Raw genomic sequence first — 14,983 nt, forward strand, 5'->3', positions numbered from 1 at the left:
GATGACATCATTTGAGATGTGCTAGCCATACCGCGGAACAATTTCTGCTGCTGTCTTGTACTTCAAGTTCGTTCTGGCAACGACTGTCTTCTATGAAGATCTCTAGAAGATGGCTCAATTGGGCAGGGCCCAGGGGTTGATCCCTAAATCGGCACCGATGAGATGGGAGCAGGCAAAGCCACTAAAAGCAACTGCATTTAGGCCTTGGCCAGGGAAACAAGAGTCGCCGACGCAATAAAGCCCTTTGAGTCCAGTGCGGTTAAAGGGCATGGTGAGAAGGCCTGGTAAACGACTTGAGGGGATTGGCCCATAGCTACCCTGAAATCGTCCTAGGAAACGTCGATGGCTACGAGGAGTGCCCACCTCTCGGTGAACGATGGCTTGACTTAAGCCAGGCAGGATTTTTTCGAGTTTCCTGATTAGACGATCAGCATCAGCTTGCTTTTTGCTGTTGTAGGTCGCAGGGCTTAGGTCTTGCCATGCCTGCATTGAGGATGGTGTGAAGGCGTGGACGATGTGATGCCCCTCTGGCGCCAGGGATGGATCCAGGAGAGTGGGCATAGAGACGAATGCGACACCCTGTTCACTCTCCATTTCATCCCAGCTTTCTAGGAGCAGATGGTGGCAGTGGCTGTTGGCTGGAATGGCCTCGTTACGAACCCCAAGGTGAAGAGAGAGGAAGGATGGCGAGGGCACATAGCGGCGTCGCCAGGTCTGCTCCGCTGCGGGTGTGTGTTCTGCATCCACCAGGGCCTGTTTGGACCCCTCACCGCTGAATGTGTCCCAGCGAGTGGCGTTGGAAATCACCCTCCGGGCGTGGATGATTTCTCCATTGGCTAGCTGTACACCAACAGCACGATTATCTTTCAGCACCACTCGTGTGACCCGTGCCTTGTAGCGGATCTCACCACCATGACGTTGCATGCCGTTGACGAGCTTTTGGGCTATCACACCAACGCCTCCTCTGGGGTAGTTGATGCCACCGGCATGGCGATCTGAAAACACCATGCCAGCATTGATCATCGGTGTGCGGTCGGCCGGCATCACTGACCAGCAGAAGCATTCAATGTCGATGAACCGCAACAGTTCTGGGTCTTTGATGTGACGCCTGGCTACATCACCCACGTTGACGGGCAACCAGCGCGCAAGACCGAGACAGGCCAGGGGGGACTTGAAAAAAACTTTGGCCAGATAAGTAGGATCCTCGATCGATAGCAGTGGCATTGCATCCAGGCAGTTGAACACTTGCCAACAGATGTCGTAAAAGTGACGTATCCCCTTCGCTTCGTGTGGGAAGCGTGCGGTGAGATCAGCAATGAACTGCTCGTATTTCCGATCAACTGCGAGCTCTAATCCTCCAGGAAGGTGGTAGGCGAGTTGGGCGGGGTCTGGCAAGGTGTCACAGTGCTCTCCCACATCGGCCAAGGCTCGGGTGAGCAGGTTGGTGTATCCCTTCTCTCCGAACCCGAAGATCATTGATGCACCTACATCAAAGGTGTAGCCCTCTCGCTGGAATGAGCCGCTACTACCACCTGGGATTGTGTAGCTCTCCAGAACAAGAACCTTGGCACCTTTGACAGCCAGCTGACTGGCGGTGACCAGGCCGCCGATGCCCGAACCGATAACCACAGCATCCCAAGGCTGTGTTGCGTCTTTTTCGATGCGGATAGGTTCCATGGCATGGTCTCAACAGCTTGACGCTAAGGGCTTGCATGCAACTCTGACCCCGTCCACTCTGACTGTGAAGTTTGCGGCAGCTGTCCTGGAGAGATTAAAGAATCAGTTTGATGCTTGCTCTGCTTGAGACGATTATGAACTCCCTATCTGGATAGGGGCCTTACTCGTGCCCCATTCTTGCTGGGCTTCCTCAAGCATCGTGAGCGCCCTATCGCGGTAGGCACCGTAGCGTGCGCGTTTAGCGTGGATTCGCTCTGCAAGTTCTGGAAGAAGGCCGAAATTTGCGGGCATCGGCTGGAACTCACCTTTGCGGCCCCTAAAGCAGTCGCTGTCGCTCACAAAGTGTGTAAGGGCACCGATCATTGTTGTGGAAGGAAGCGTAATGGTGTTGAGGCCCATTGCCAATCTCGCTGCATTGTTTCCAGCAAGCCAGCCTCCAGCTACTGCAGCGGTATAACCCTCTGTGCCGGTGATCTGTCCAGCAGCGAGGAGGTTGGATCGTTTGCTGAACTGCAGGGTTGGTTCAAGTAGCTGCGGGGCTTCGAGAAAGGTATTGCGGTGCATGACCCCAAAACGCACGAATTCAGCCTGGTGCAGGCCTGGAATCATTTTTAGGACTCGCTTTTGTTCGCTCCATTTGAGATTGGTCTGAAAGCCCACCAGATTCCAGAGACGACCCTCGTGATCTTCTTTGCGCAGTTGCACAACTGCATAAGCCCGCTTGGAGCGACGCACGTCTCGATCATTGAGATCGCCCCAACGGGGATCCCAGAGTCCGATTGGTTTGAGTGGGCCGTAGCGCATTGTGTCTTCGCCGCGGCGAGCAAGCTCTTCGATTGGTAGGCAGCCCTCGAAAAACTTGGCAGATTCCTTATCGAACTCTTTGAGTTCGGCTTGCTCAGCATTGAGCAGTGCCTCCCGAAAGGCAAGGTATTGCCCTTTGTCCATCGGGCAATTCATGTAGTCAGCGTCACCTTTGTCGTAGCGGCTTGCCCGAAATGCCAGCGTGAGATCGATACTTTCGCCTTCGACAATTGGACTGGCGGCATCAAAGAAGTGGCATTCGCTACGGCCGGTGAAGGTGCGTAGGTTTTCTGCAAGCAATTCACTGGTCAGAGGACCCGTTGCCAGCACAGTGATTTGTCCTTCACCTGGAAGGTGTTCCTGCTCGTGGCGCTCGATCGTGATTAGTGGATGGGCAGAGAGTTCTTTGGTAAGCGATGCACTAAATGAGGCCCTATTGACAGCTAGTGCACCACCAGCAGGTACGGCGTGGCTGTCGGCGGTGCGGATCACGATTGAGCCCAGACGGCGTAGCTCTTCCTTGAGTAGGCCGGCAGCACGATCGCTACTCAGAGCGCCAAAGCTATTACTGCAGACCAGCTCTGCGAATTCGCTGCTGTAGTGAGCCGGTGAGTGCTTGATCGGCCGCATCTCTATCAGCCTGACAGGCACGCCTGCTTGTGCTATTTGCCAAGCAGCTTCCGAACCAGCCAGACCGGCTCCTATGACAAGCACAGTAGGGAGGGAACTCAAGAGTTCAGGTCATTCGGCATTTGGCCTGAACTCGAGCCTAGGCAGTGGCCATTGGGGATGGCCATTGGGGATTTTTAGCCTTTGTTTTTGCTGACTAGCCCCAAGCCCTGTTGCCTTAAAGCAGCACCGCGGATGTTGATAAAGGCCCAGGTGGCGGCAAGTAAAATAGGGAGGAGAACGATGAGAATCATGAGGGGGCTGATCGCTTAGTGGATTTTGCAGAGAACCGATTCTACGGACTTACATAAGGCCAAGCATGCTTGGCCTCAGCAGCTGATCGAATTTTCATCAATCACTTTAGGTCCTTAATCTTCAGTTGATGCGGTGGCGGCATGGATACTTTGCCAAGGTGTCTTTTTTGCTCGATACGCTGCATGATAATTTTCATGCGTGCCTGAACGGCATGCCCAAAGGGCGGGTCGCTAGCTCAGCGGTAGAGCATTCGGCTTTTAACCGACTGGTCCTGCGTTCGAATCGCAGGCGACCCACTTCAGTCAGGCCAGTCAGTTTCGGCGAAAATGCCCTTGCTGACTTGCTTTTTCTTGCCCTGAAGAGCCATCAAAGACTTCGGAGGGCTTCGTTGGGAATCGGCTCATATCGCGCATTGCGATATGGACTTAGGCAGGGGATAGGAAGAATCAACCCTTAGCTTGAGGGGCAAAGTCGTATCAAAAGGAACAATGGCGACAGCCGCTGAAAAACGTGAGGACATCAAAAGCAAGCTCCAGATCCTGCGCAAGGAATTGCGGGAGATCCATTTGAAAGTGATGGAGGAAAGCACGATGCCCGAACCCGGCGAGGTGCGTGACTCGATGACCAAATTGGAAGAGCTGCTTGAAGTACTTGAACCCAAGTCAGCGAAGAAGTCGAAGAAGTAAAACTCATGACCTGACATTCCTGAGAGAATTTTCAAAGACCACTAGGAATTCGCCACTGTCTTCGTCATCTTCGATGACCTAGCTACAGCTTTGCTTTATGCGTCGAGAGCTACTCGTGGATTCTCGATGAGGACTGGATCAGTTGAGTCGCATCTTCGAAGGTTCTTGCCACTTCTGCTTTGACTGGCTTGTCGGGGTCAATGGCTATTTCAACGTCATAGTCCTGGGAGTTGAGTCATTTGATTTTTTCGATCATCCTTGCCCCGTTTGTTGATCCAGTTCTCGGCTCTTACTCACATCCACTCTGGTCTTTAGCTCCCCGGGATTGAGTGCCATATCCCAAGCCCCAAAATTTTGATAGGTTCAAATACCTGGCTTAAGCAGCTTCGGAATACCTAAGGCAACGGGATAAACCCCTTTGGTTGATGGGCAGGGGATCGCTTCGTGTAAATGGACGTGTAAGTTTTGTAATACTCTTTAGTTGTAGCAGTGCATCTCAGGGTTTTCATCCGGCTTTTTAAACCGGCTGGCTTTGCGTTCGAATCGCAGACGACCCATCTCAATGACACCAAGGGTCTAGGGCCAAAAAGTTTTGGCCCTTTTGTGTTTGAACGGTGTGATGGTGGTTTTGTTGAGATTGTTTTGATCAGCTTGCAAAAACCGTGCGTGCCTAGTCACTCCTGAGCGACTTTCTTGAAGACCACTAGGAATTCGTCACTGTCTTCGTCATCTTCGACGACCCAGCTCCAGCTTGATGCGTCGATTGCTACGAGTGGATTTTCGATGAGGACTGGCTTGAGTTGCGTCGCCTCTTCGAAGGTTCTTGCCACTTCTTCTTTGATTGGCTTGTCGGGGTCAATGGCTATTTCAACGTCATAGCCCAGGGAATAGCTTCTTTCGCCTTTTACCGACCCATGGTGGAGCTCGTTTTTCAATCCAGTTCTCGGTTCTAGTGGACAAATGCACTCTGTTGCGTATTTGTGCTCATGAGTGTTAGATGACACACTTTCCGACAAAGTGCATAGGTCTTATCGAAACAGAGCTTTTCGATGTCTACAGCGAGTGAGAAACGTGAAGAGGTCAAGGCCAAGCTTCAGGGCCTCCGCAAGGCCTTGCGGGTAATGCATGCAGGGGTGCTTGAAGAAACAGTGCTCCCTGAGCCTGGTGATGTTCGAGCTGCTATGGCCCAGTTGGAAGCTCTACTGGAACTGTTAGAAAGCAAGTCGGCTAGAAAATCCAAGGCGAAAGAGTCAGCCAAATGACCTATAGCTGTTTCTTGTCAATCCTCACTGTTATAGGCATGAGTTATGCGGAACTGTGCTCAGCTTTGAGTCTGGATCCACTTCGATAGATCTGATTGATTTGTTGAGCCTTATTTGCATCTCTTTGCTGTGAGAATGATGCCCCAAGGTGATCCAATGGTTCCAGGGGCTTGTGTGGCCATTATTCCAGTTTATGGGGTTGGGTTTTCTGTAGTCATTGTCAAACAAGGAAAAATCTGGCGCTGACAGCAAATCAGAAGCTCTAGGGAGTGCAACGTAGATTTATGTTCTGCATTAGCAGTGATTCATACATTAGAAAGAACCGTCTAAGGGCGGGACTGAGAAGATTACTTGCAACTGGGAATAGCCTGAAATTTCAATAGATTTCAAGGTCTTGCATACGCTTTATCTGTATGGCTTTTGCCCTTAGATTTGGCATAATTAGTTCCTTGAATAAACTTTTTCTGCGTTGATCTTTGCGTAATGATTTAAGCTGTGGAAAAATATAACAATTGACGATTAAAGATTTAAGCGCCTGCCATATATTGAGGTTAGCGGTGAGGTTTTTAGCAGTTGATCTTGTTGGCTTTGGCTTGGCTCGCTAAAGTACTAAATAGCATGTCGGAAATCAATAATTAGCAGACTTCTAGGCTGCTTGATAGGCAAAGGCGAGAACTGGCTGGTTGGCAGGTGCTGAGCAGGACCCACCTTAAGAAAGCTTCTCTTTCTTGACATGAAAGATTATGAGCCGGCTCAAGATAAATTGTGAACTTGCTTTCAGTGCTATCTCAAATACCCTAATGACTGACAGTCAGAGTGAGCTTTCCAGGGGCCATTGCTGCGGATTGCAGAACCACTACTGCTCCCTTATCTCCTGCTGATAAATCCATGCTTATGGCTGTTGGTGTATCCATCTCTAGTTTGAAGACTCAATGATCAAATACTGTGTTGCTCCTTCGCTCCCGATAGCTTTGGTTCTTCAGTTCAAAAGGATCTTTGCGATACGTGCCTCCGGTGTGTTGTTTAACTGATCATTGAGACTTATTGGATTAATGGAACTACCTGAAAATAATTTCGAGAGAGATACTCAAATAGTTTGCTCCGCGAGTAGTTTCTCTGCGGATTTTGCTAATCCATGCAAGATCAATATCAGCGTATAGGTGAAAATAATTTTAAGCAGGAGTGGTAGAAGAATGATGCGCTTGACTGCTAGAGATCTGAAGTCTTCGTAGCAATGCCTCAAAGGTTTACAAATTCCACTAAAAGTAAATGACTCCTCATGTTTTTTGGTATTCTAATCATGATCAAAGAGCAAAGCTTTTGCAGGAGATAATTTGCCTTGAGAAGGGGTTTTCAAAAGATCTCTCAAAGGGGAGACCTTGCATGCTTCTTGTTGAACCCATCATGTGAGCAAGATCACGCAGATGAGTGAGAGGAAGCAAGGCTTCTTCTACTTAATGAAACCAGGCTGGTAGACACCGGGCATAGAGCCCTCACTCTATCCAAAAGATGAAATCAAAGCTCGCCATCACATGCCTTTTGATGGCCATGGGAATATGCATTCAGGACCAATATCCCCAACAGATGAACGCTAATGCAGAGTCGCGCAGAGTTCTTTGTTCAAAGCAAATTGGCATCCCATTTGGCACCGACAACATGACCGATCTTCAGTGGGAGAAATTCGGACAATGCATTCGTGAATCTTTGTCCTGAGAGTTGTTTGAACTGTGCTCTTTACCGCAAAGGAGTAGGGCTGATTCTTGGCCTAATTGCGCTTTGGTCTGTTGAGGAGGCTTAGCTTACGTTGAGAGATCTCTTATGAGCCCCTCAGATTGATTTTATCAGCATCGTGTTTGGTTAGTTTCAAGTGGATGCGGATCTGGTTCCGTGATTCATTGCTAGCCCGTAAGCGAGTCTTGGTGCTTCTGAGCCCATCTTTTTGTTGAGACTTGGTTGCGATTTAGGGGATTTGTGGCGAGATTTGTGTAGTGGTGTACACCTCATTAAAGCAATGGCTGTTCGCTCGCTTACTACAGTTACCCTTAATCGGGTCAAGGAAATCATTGATCGCGTAGCCACTGGGGAAGTAGTAAGTCTGGAGGAGAGAATAAATTGCAGAAGTATGCAATTCACATTCCGTTTATTGCTGTCATGTTGAGCAAAGCCATTCGAAATCGACCGGAGCTTAAATGAAATGCACTTATTGAACGAAGCGGGTGGACCAAGCACCCTGACTATTGCCGCAGTTGTGCTTGCTATCCTTACTTCAAGTTGGTTGTTTGGCGCATTGATAACTCTCCTCACCAAAGGTGAAAAATAACCTTGCTTGGTGAAATAAGGTGAGTGTTGAGAATAAATAATTCATACACTTTTTCTTGTCTTTGCCTAGTGAGAGTCCCTATTGGAATAGGGACTAATATTGGTTTTCTGATCATGTTTATTGACTTGATTATTTTTAAAAGAAACATCCAAGCAAAGGACCTGAATGGATCCCTTTGGCTTTCCCCTTGCTATCCAAGAGATTTACCCCTTCACAACTATGCAGACAACTTTGTAACTTGAGTCCTCTTACTAGTAAGTCACTATGGCAAGATCGATTTTATATTGATCTTAGCTGATGAGCTGGAATTGTCCATCTCAGAATCTGAAGGGGTTTTCCTTGATGAGCTGAAAGCGGATGAATTGTTTTTATCTTTATTTAGCGAAAGATCCACCATGAACTCTTTGAGGCTCATTAGCTTGGCTGTATTCAACAGGTTATTGAAGTGCCACTAGTGGATTTTTTCGGAATCAGATCAGATGTTTCTTTATAGCGTTGTCAAGACACGCATAGAAAGTGACTGATGACAAAAGCTGATTCTCAAACGATTGGGGAATCGATTTCCAGCGAGTGTTTGGCACCTCTGCAAAAGGTATGAACTGAATCTCTAGCAAAACACGCACCTTGTTTTCTCGACCTGCAAGACCTCATTCCTCAGGACTTGGTCTTGCCTGAACCATGGCAGGCTTTCTGAGTGGATTGTGCGATATGTGGCCATTAGCAAGACTTGCCCCTGCTTGGTAACAGAGTGTGCCAGTAAATTGACCGATAATAAGCAATTATACCTAAAAAATCGATTATTTTAGTATAAATGCCTAGGTATTTTACGCCATTGAATCGCTGAAGTGGAGTGTTGTTACAGCTTCTAGGTGAATCCCTTAGTAAAGGTTCATAATGCTGCTGGCGTTTCTCTTGCTCCGTTCTCGTGCAAACTTATGGAAATCCTAACCCCACCTATGGGTGGTGGGCAGGAAATGCTGGAACAGTAAATCGATCAGGAAAATTCCTGGCAGCGCATATTGCCCACACAGGTTTGATGGCCTTCTGGGCAGGATCGTTCACCTTGTTTGAACTTTCCCGTTATGACCCCTCAATCCCCATGGGCCATCAGCCTTTGGTTGCCCTCCCTCATCTGGCAACTCTTGGAATAGGAGTTGGTGATGGTGGCGTCATAACCGATACATACCCAATTGTTGTGACGGCAGTCCTGCACCTGGTTCTATCCATGGTTTATGCCGCAGGCGGACTGATGCACTCCCTCCTATTCAATGGAGACATTGGTCAAATGGGAGTTAAGTGGGCTAGAAAGTTTGACTTTAAGTGGGATGATCCCGACAAGCTGACTTTCATCCTTGGTCATCACCTATTCCTTTTAGGCCTTGGCAACGTTCAATTTGTTGAATGGGCTAAGTACTATGGTCTTTACGACAATGCAGAAGGTGTAGTACGCACTGTTGTTCCAAACCTCAACATTGCGATGGTCTGGAATGCTCAGTTCAATTTCCTTTCAATTAATAGCTTGGAAGATGTGATGGGTGGCCATGCCTTCCTCGCATTGTTCATGATGACAGGTGGCCTTTGGCACATTGTTACCAAGCAAGCTGGTGAATACACCACATTTAAAGGAAAAGGCATCCTTAGCGCTGAAGCTCAGTTGTCTTGGTGCCTTGCAGGTGTAGGTTGGATGGCTCTTGTTGCTGCTTTCTGGTGTGCAACAAATACAACCATTTATCCAGATACCTTCTTCGGTGAAGTTCTTGATCTTAAGTTCAGTATCTCCCCTTATTGGGTTGACACTGCAAATCTTCCTGAAGGAACCTACACATCACGTGCTTGGCTGACCAACATCCACTACTACTTGGGATTCTTCTATATCCAAGGTCATCTGTGGCATTCCCTCAGAGCTCTAGGATTTGATTTCAAGAGAGTTTCCAATGCAATCGGCAATGCCGACAGTGCAACAATTACTCTGAACTGATCTGTTCTCAGTAATTCAATTAAACCCTGCACGTAATGTGCAGGTTTTTTTTTGTTTAAAAATAGTCTGATTGAATACTCCTTTCTACGTCTTTGCAGATTTCTTTAAGCTGATCTCAGCTATCTATCAAGAGCAGAACTAAATGGTCGCAAAGAAATACTAGCTATGGTTTTGCCAGACCCAGTTTTATGAATCGCTATACTCTCAAGCTAAAAAGAACACATCTAAGAAAAAGCATTTTCAAACGGGTTCTGTCAGATATCGGCATGAATATAGGATTGGACTCGTTTTATTGATTATGGCTTGATCTACCTTGCCTCTTCTTCTTATTGGTGTGGGCGTAACTTTATTTCCTTGTGGAGAGATGGCTTGATAATTTTTTGCCAAAAAAAACCCTGGACTTACTCCAGGGTTTTATTGGACCTATTTGAATTTTAAATTCATTAGGGCTTATCGTGGATTCTCTTGGTATCAGGCACCACTGAAATTTAAAAGCCAGCCTAGCCCTAGGCATTTCCATTCTGCCGGGCAACTTGCAACGGATCCAATGCCATTGGGATCAGCATTTACGCCAAAGAACCAAAGGACCATTACAAATAAAGCAGGCCCACCAAGCAAAAGTGCATGAATGGCACCAACTTGTTGATCCTCTACACCACGCCACCAAATAATAGGTGGAGCCAGCCACCGCTGCATCCACTTGGGAGCACCGTCGAGTGGGTCAATTGGATCACCTACATTTCGTCCCATAATTCCAGGGTTGAGCGAAGACCATATAGTTCTAGCATTTCTTGGGCGAATTAGAATTATCTGATTGCAAAGTTGAAGTTACTCTTCATTGCTTGTGATGCTCCATCTGCAGGCCTAAATTTATCAGATTAATCTTGCTAGCAGGTTGGTGAGGCGCTGTTTATAAGCAATGCCATGGCATGTGCTTTTCTAGATGATTTGGATTGTTTTTTGATCGCAGCTCTGTGAGCGCATTTTTTTTCGATGGGGACTTTTGACAGAGAATGAGCTAGCGAGGCAGGGTTCATTTTGGGTATTATTTTTTTTAGATTGACCGAGAAGGCTTCCTGCCTCACTACTTACAACCAATCGATTATGCGCATCTCACCTAATGCCTTAAGCGTTTAGGGCTTATGGAACCAAACAGATTTCAAAATATGGTAGAAATGCTGCTTAAGGGTGGATTTTATAGTGTATAATTAACCGGCTTTGCATTCTAATTCAAATGATTCCTTCAGCTGCGATCCTTGGAGTCCTTGGCATTCTTGGTTTTGCTTTCTTCTTCTGGTTGGCCGTTAACGATCCAGCAGACGCCTGAACATAAATTGCTGATCGGGTAGAGCCTTTCTCTGCCCGATTTCTTTTTCATTCTTCTAAGGTTTCTTGGAACACATCCATTGAGATCGAACTCTTCAATTCATTTTGACAAGTTGAGAAAATTTGATTCTCTCGCGATGTAGAAGGAGCTCTTATAGCTTTACTGCATCATGAGAGCACACAGAACTGTTCTGAAAGTTAGATACAGAACTATCTCAAGCAGTTCATGAATCAACACTATCTCAATATATAGCAATACATTCCTTTGAGGATTTGGTGTGTGAAAATCACATCATTCCCTTGATTGGATCAACGAAAATGAACATTGATACCAAAAAACTTTTTTCTGATCAATTTCAGGTCTTTACCTTTTTAGAGCTTTGGTTGTCATCAATGATTGAATTATGATTTGAACACAGAGTTAAGAGACGTCAGCGCTTGCGGATATGTTTAAGTAGGATACGAAGAGTACATTGAACGATTTTTTTGTAGCGACTTATGGGCAGCACCTTTGCTGTCTTTTGAATCTCAATTGCACCATTTATGATTGAGTCTTAGATCAGAATTACTTGCTTATTAATGACTAGAGATTCACCTTGACACAGCATTGCTTTGGTTCTTTGGCATGACCGTAAAGGCCCAAGAGACATCAAACTTACGTGTGATACTCGCTGGTCTCGTTGGCAACGTGATCGAATGGTATGACTTCGCTTTGTATGGATACTTTGCCAGCGTTATTGGGCAACAGTTCTTTCCCTCTAGTAATCCTTCAGTCTCTCTAATTGCTGCTTTCGGAGCGTTTGCTGTCGGCTTTCTAGTTCGTCCTTTCGGAGGGCTTTTGTTCGGACGTATTGCTGATTTGCTGGGACGAAAACAGGCGCTTATCCTTACCTTGCTGGCGATGGCTATTCCAACAGTGCTGATGGCCTGTATGCCCAACTACAGCAGGATTGGCATAGCAGCTCCGATTATAATCGTTTTGTTGCGTATTATCCAAGGATTATCAGTCGGCGGCGAGTACACAACATCAATTGTTTATCTCGTTGAGAATGCCCCTGATCAACGACGAGGCTTCTTTGCTATTTGGGGTCTATGGGGAGCAGTATTGGGAATCCTCTTGGCTTCTGCCATAGCCAGTTTGCTTGCCAATATTCTTGACCCTCAACAGCTAGACATCTGGGGTTGGAGAGTGCCTTTTGCACTCGGTTCACTTGTCGCATTAATAGGACTTTTAATACGACGTGGTCTTGTCACTGATGTATGTACTGAAGAGGCCATAGACCCAGTACAACAGGTTTTCGGACAATACCGTATGCAGGTATTACGCTTGTTCTTGCTTAATATTGGTGGCGGTGTTGGCTTCTATGCAGCTTTTGTGTATGTTGTGAGTTACGTCAAGGAAATAGATATGGTGCCCGAACGAATAGCTCTGAATATAAATACAGTTTCTATGGCAATACTTTTAATACTTTATCCATTAACCGCTTGGCTTTCAGACCGCATTGGACGTAAGCCCTTGTTGGTCGCTGGTGGTGGCATGTTGATGTTTGGCTCGATTCCATTTTTTCAATTGATTCACACCACTGATCCTTTACGAATTTTCTTCGGGCAGCTTGGATTTGTGATTGCACTCGCAACTCTTTCCGGAGGATTAAATGTCGCGAATGTGGAGCTAATGCCTAAGTCGGTTCGATGTACCGGCCTGGCCTTTGCCTACAACACTTCTATGGGAATTTTTGGTGGCACAACACCCTTAATAGCGACCTGGTTGATTCAGGGAAGTGGAAATCCAATTAGTCCTGCTTACTGGGTAGCGGGCAGTGCTTCGATCACTTTATTAACAAGTATCTTTTGGGTTAGAGAGACGAGACTTTCATGCCTGTCTTGAAGATAGGAAAATGAAATCAAGCATCTCTATTCCCCAATTAAGGTTATTTACTAGCCCATCATTAACCTGAGGAGATACCCTCAAATTGTTTGTTTGTGTTCTATTGCTGACAGTACGCGGAAGGAGGGCTTGCCATAAGAGCAATTTGTTGCGTTATAAGTATTAGGCACCACAGCTCGGATTCGTTTAATATCGTCTGATACGGAACCAGCCATTCGTTAACGCCATGGACTTGTCAACAGTGCTTCTATGGGTTTCTCTCCCATTTGTATTGATAACGCTTTATTTTGGAACTAGAAATGGATATTACGACAGTGATTTGTATGAGGGAGATGGATGCGCACATGATGTCCAGAGATAATACTCTTTCCATTGCTTGCTTTTATTAATAGTGAGATTCTCATAGTCTTCCTCATTTAGCCTGCATATAATCTATTCCAATCTTAAAACCTCAGAAATAAATGCTGAGATTCAAAACAATTAATGGATAGTTTCCGTTTATATGGTCACCTCATGAAGGCTTCTCTTGTAGATATAATAATCAAGCTTTTTAGCTAAACTGATTCAAAAGGAGACCTTGAATTTAAATTTAGTTGATAACCAATGGCTGATCTGGACTCTCTCTGGTATGAGTCTCGATTTGGGCGTAGTGCATTGCTTTGCCTAATCAATCTGTAAGTAGTTTATTGTAGTTTTAGCCTTTCTATTGAGGAATGCTTATTCTGTACAGATAGATAGTTGATTTCACATTTATTCGTGGCCACCATTACAACTCATCACTTTTATCGGAAGATTAGCTTTATTCATTCCATCACTATTGGAAGTAGATTCAATACATTCATTCTGTGATTTAGCCCAACGAGCGATCGGCTCAAGCCTTTCAGCAATCGGCTCAAGCCTTGAGACACCAACGACTAGGGCGATCGTGCTGATTGCCGCCATCACTGTGTAGGCGAGATCTTTGGCAATTTCACGGTTGTTGACTTTTCGACGCTCTGGCTGGACGAATTTTGGGGAAGCCTCAATTGCCTTCCAGTCAAATCGCGGTTGCGAGGTAGGGATTAGATCTGATTTGAGTTTTGTTTGCGAGTTAGATCTTGGCTGTGAGTCATGACTCGATTGAGAGGTGTGGATTGGATATGAAGAGGCAGGAATTGCTTGCATTTGAGGGATCTGGTAATCGTTGCTAGTCGTTGATTTAGACGCTTCTGATCGTGGCCTCCATCCTGCAATGGTGATCACCAGTGAGACAGCCGCGACAAATAAAGAGCGCAGGCTCTCCAAGGCATCGCGGAGCTCCATCGCCAGGCGTCGTCGGTCTTCGAAAAAGTCCGGGGTTGTTTCTTTGGTCATGCTTCCTTTTAGCTTATTTCAACCTTTGTGAGTAGTCGCTTTGAACGTCATTTTGTCTATTCAGGAAAAAATCTGGATTTCTTTAATTGTAAGACATAAGGATCTGAGTCTTTTCATTGCCACCCAGTTCTTTTGTCAAGACCTAAAATCCTTACGATTTTGCTTCACAGATGCACCTGATAATGTAAGCTTTAGATCAATGATACTTGCTGATTGTTGCGTATCAACTCCGAAGTCAACCTGAACGAATAGGCGCATTATTGAAATGATCTCCAAGGTATCCTTGTTCTCCCTTTGTCGGTGACCGTCATTATTTCTGTGATTCCAGAATGCATCTGGTAGAAATGGATGGGTGCCCTCATCTCGATCTTTCGCTAATGCTGGTCCGGAGTGATCATGCTTATAGCAAGAAACGCGCCGTAGTACATCACCTTTAGTTCGATGCCCGACGTTTTCGCTATTTTATAGAACTGGATCTCTCCCATCCTAGCTAGGGGGCCACCAGTCTGATTTGGAACATACAATCGTCCAGTATTCCCAATTGCGCTGGTGATACTGGATCGCCGATTACTCCGTTAATGCATTCACATATCAATTATAAACCGAATGTATTTAGGGGCCTCATGACCAAATCTTCAATCCGTCTTTCTCGACTGGTTTGTGCAGGCACGCTGTTCCCGAAGATGTCTTTAGCTCCAATGAGTGAAGAGTCATCGGTGATCTTCCTTGTTGATGGTTTGAAAAATTGCCATCACATAACTACAA

The 14,983-nt window shown here is 46.2% G+C and carries 10 protein-coding genes and 1 tRNA gene; 5 read left to right on the forward strand and 6 right to left on the reverse strand.

Annotated features, from left to right (window positions below; genetic code table 11):
• Positions 1-114 precede the first annotated feature (114 nt).
• The 3 genes from crtH to EV12_RS00100 form a co-directional block, all read right to left on the reverse strand.
• Positions 115-1,677 (reverse strand): carotenoid isomerase, encoded by a 1,563-nt coding sequence (crtH, locus tag EV12_RS00090; protein WP_036910571.1) that lies wholly within the window; start codon positions 1,675-1,677, stop codon positions 115-117.
• Positions 1,678-1,809: 132 nt separating this feature from the next.
• On the reverse strand, positions 1,810-3,213 hold the full coding sequence (trmFO, locus tag EV12_RS00095) for an FADH(2)-oxidizing methylenetetrahydrofolate--tRNA-(uracil(54)-C(5))-methyltransferase TrmFO (protein ID WP_036910573.1): 1,404 nt from the start codon (positions 3,211-3,213) through the stop codon (positions 1,810-1,812).
• Between the two features lie 74 nt (positions 3,214-3,287).
• The gene (locus EV12_RS00100; RefSeq protein ID WP_036910576.1) at positions 3,288-3,404 is read right to left on the reverse strand and encodes a photosystem II protein Y; all 117 of its coding nucleotides are present in this window, start codon (positions 3,402-3,404) and stop codon (positions 3,288-3,290) included.
• A gap of 225 nt (positions 3,405-3,629) precedes the next feature.
• Here EV12_RS00100 and EV12_RS00105 point away from each other — a divergent pair.
• Both EV12_RS00105 and EV12_RS00110 read left to right on the forward strand, forming a co-directional pair.
• Positions 3,630-3,701: transfer RNA gene (locus tag EV12_RS00105), tRNA-Lys, on the forward strand.
• A 192-nt stretch (positions 3,702-3,893) separates the two neighbouring features.
• A complete protein-coding gene (locus EV12_RS00110) occupies positions 3,894-4,091 on the forward strand; it encodes a hypothetical protein (protein WP_036910578.1) in 198 nt (65 codons plus the stop codon).
• A gap of 674 nt (positions 4,092-4,765) precedes the next feature.
• Here EV12_RS00110 and EV12_RS00120 read toward each other — a convergent pair.
• Positions 4,766-5,026, reverse strand: a complete 261-nt coding sequence (locus EV12_RS00120; RefSeq protein WP_011825659.1) for a hypothetical protein — start codon at positions 5,024-5,026, stop codon at positions 4,766-4,768.
• Positions 5,027-5,140: 114 nt separating this feature from the next.
• Here EV12_RS00120 and EV12_RS00125 point away from each other — a divergent pair, with 114 nt between their 5' ends.
• Positions 5,141-5,353 (forward strand): hypothetical protein, encoded by a 213-nt coding sequence (locus tag EV12_RS00125; protein ID WP_036910584.1) that lies wholly within the window; start codon positions 5,141-5,143, stop codon positions 5,351-5,353.
• Between the two features lie 3,245 nt (positions 5,354-8,598).
• Positions 8,599-9,651 carry a chlorophyll a/b binding light-harvesting protein gene (locus tag EV12_RS00135; RefSeq protein WP_036910588.1) on the forward strand — a complete coding sequence of 351 codons (1,053 nt, stop codon included), beginning with the start codon at positions 8,599-8,601 and terminating at the stop codon, positions 9,649-9,651.
• A gap of 471 nt (positions 9,652-10,122) precedes the next feature.
• Here the strand turns inward: EV12_RS00135 and EV12_RS00140 are convergent, their stop codons facing one another.
• The gene (locus EV12_RS00140) at positions 10,123-10,401 is read right to left on the reverse strand and encodes a hypothetical protein (protein WP_011825668.1); all 279 of its coding nucleotides are present in this window, start codon (positions 10,399-10,401) and stop codon (positions 10,123-10,125) included.
• 1,201 nt (positions 10,402-11,602) lie between these two features.
• On the opposite strand from EV12_RS00140, the gene EV12_RS00145 reads away from it, so the two are divergent.
• Positions 11,603-12,865: an MFS transporter gene (locus tag EV12_RS00145; protein ID WP_036910591.1), complete on the forward strand. Its 1,263-nt coding sequence runs from the start codon at positions 11,603-11,605 to the stop codon at positions 12,863-12,865.
• Between the two features lie 750 nt (positions 12,866-13,615).
• On the opposite strand, the gene EV12_RS00150 is transcribed toward EV12_RS00145, so the two are convergent.
• On the reverse strand, positions 13,616-14,218 hold the full coding sequence (locus EV12_RS00150) for a hypothetical protein (protein ID WP_036910593.1): 603 nt from the start codon (positions 14,216-14,218) through the stop codon (positions 13,616-13,618).
• Positions 14,219-14,983: the final 765 nt, after the last annotated feature.

This window comes from Prochlorococcus sp. MIT 0701 (assembly GCF_000760295.1).
In the GTDB taxonomy this organism is placed as follows: domain Bacteria; phylum Cyanobacteriota; class Cyanobacteriia; order PCC-6307; family Cyanobiaceae; genus Prochlorococcus.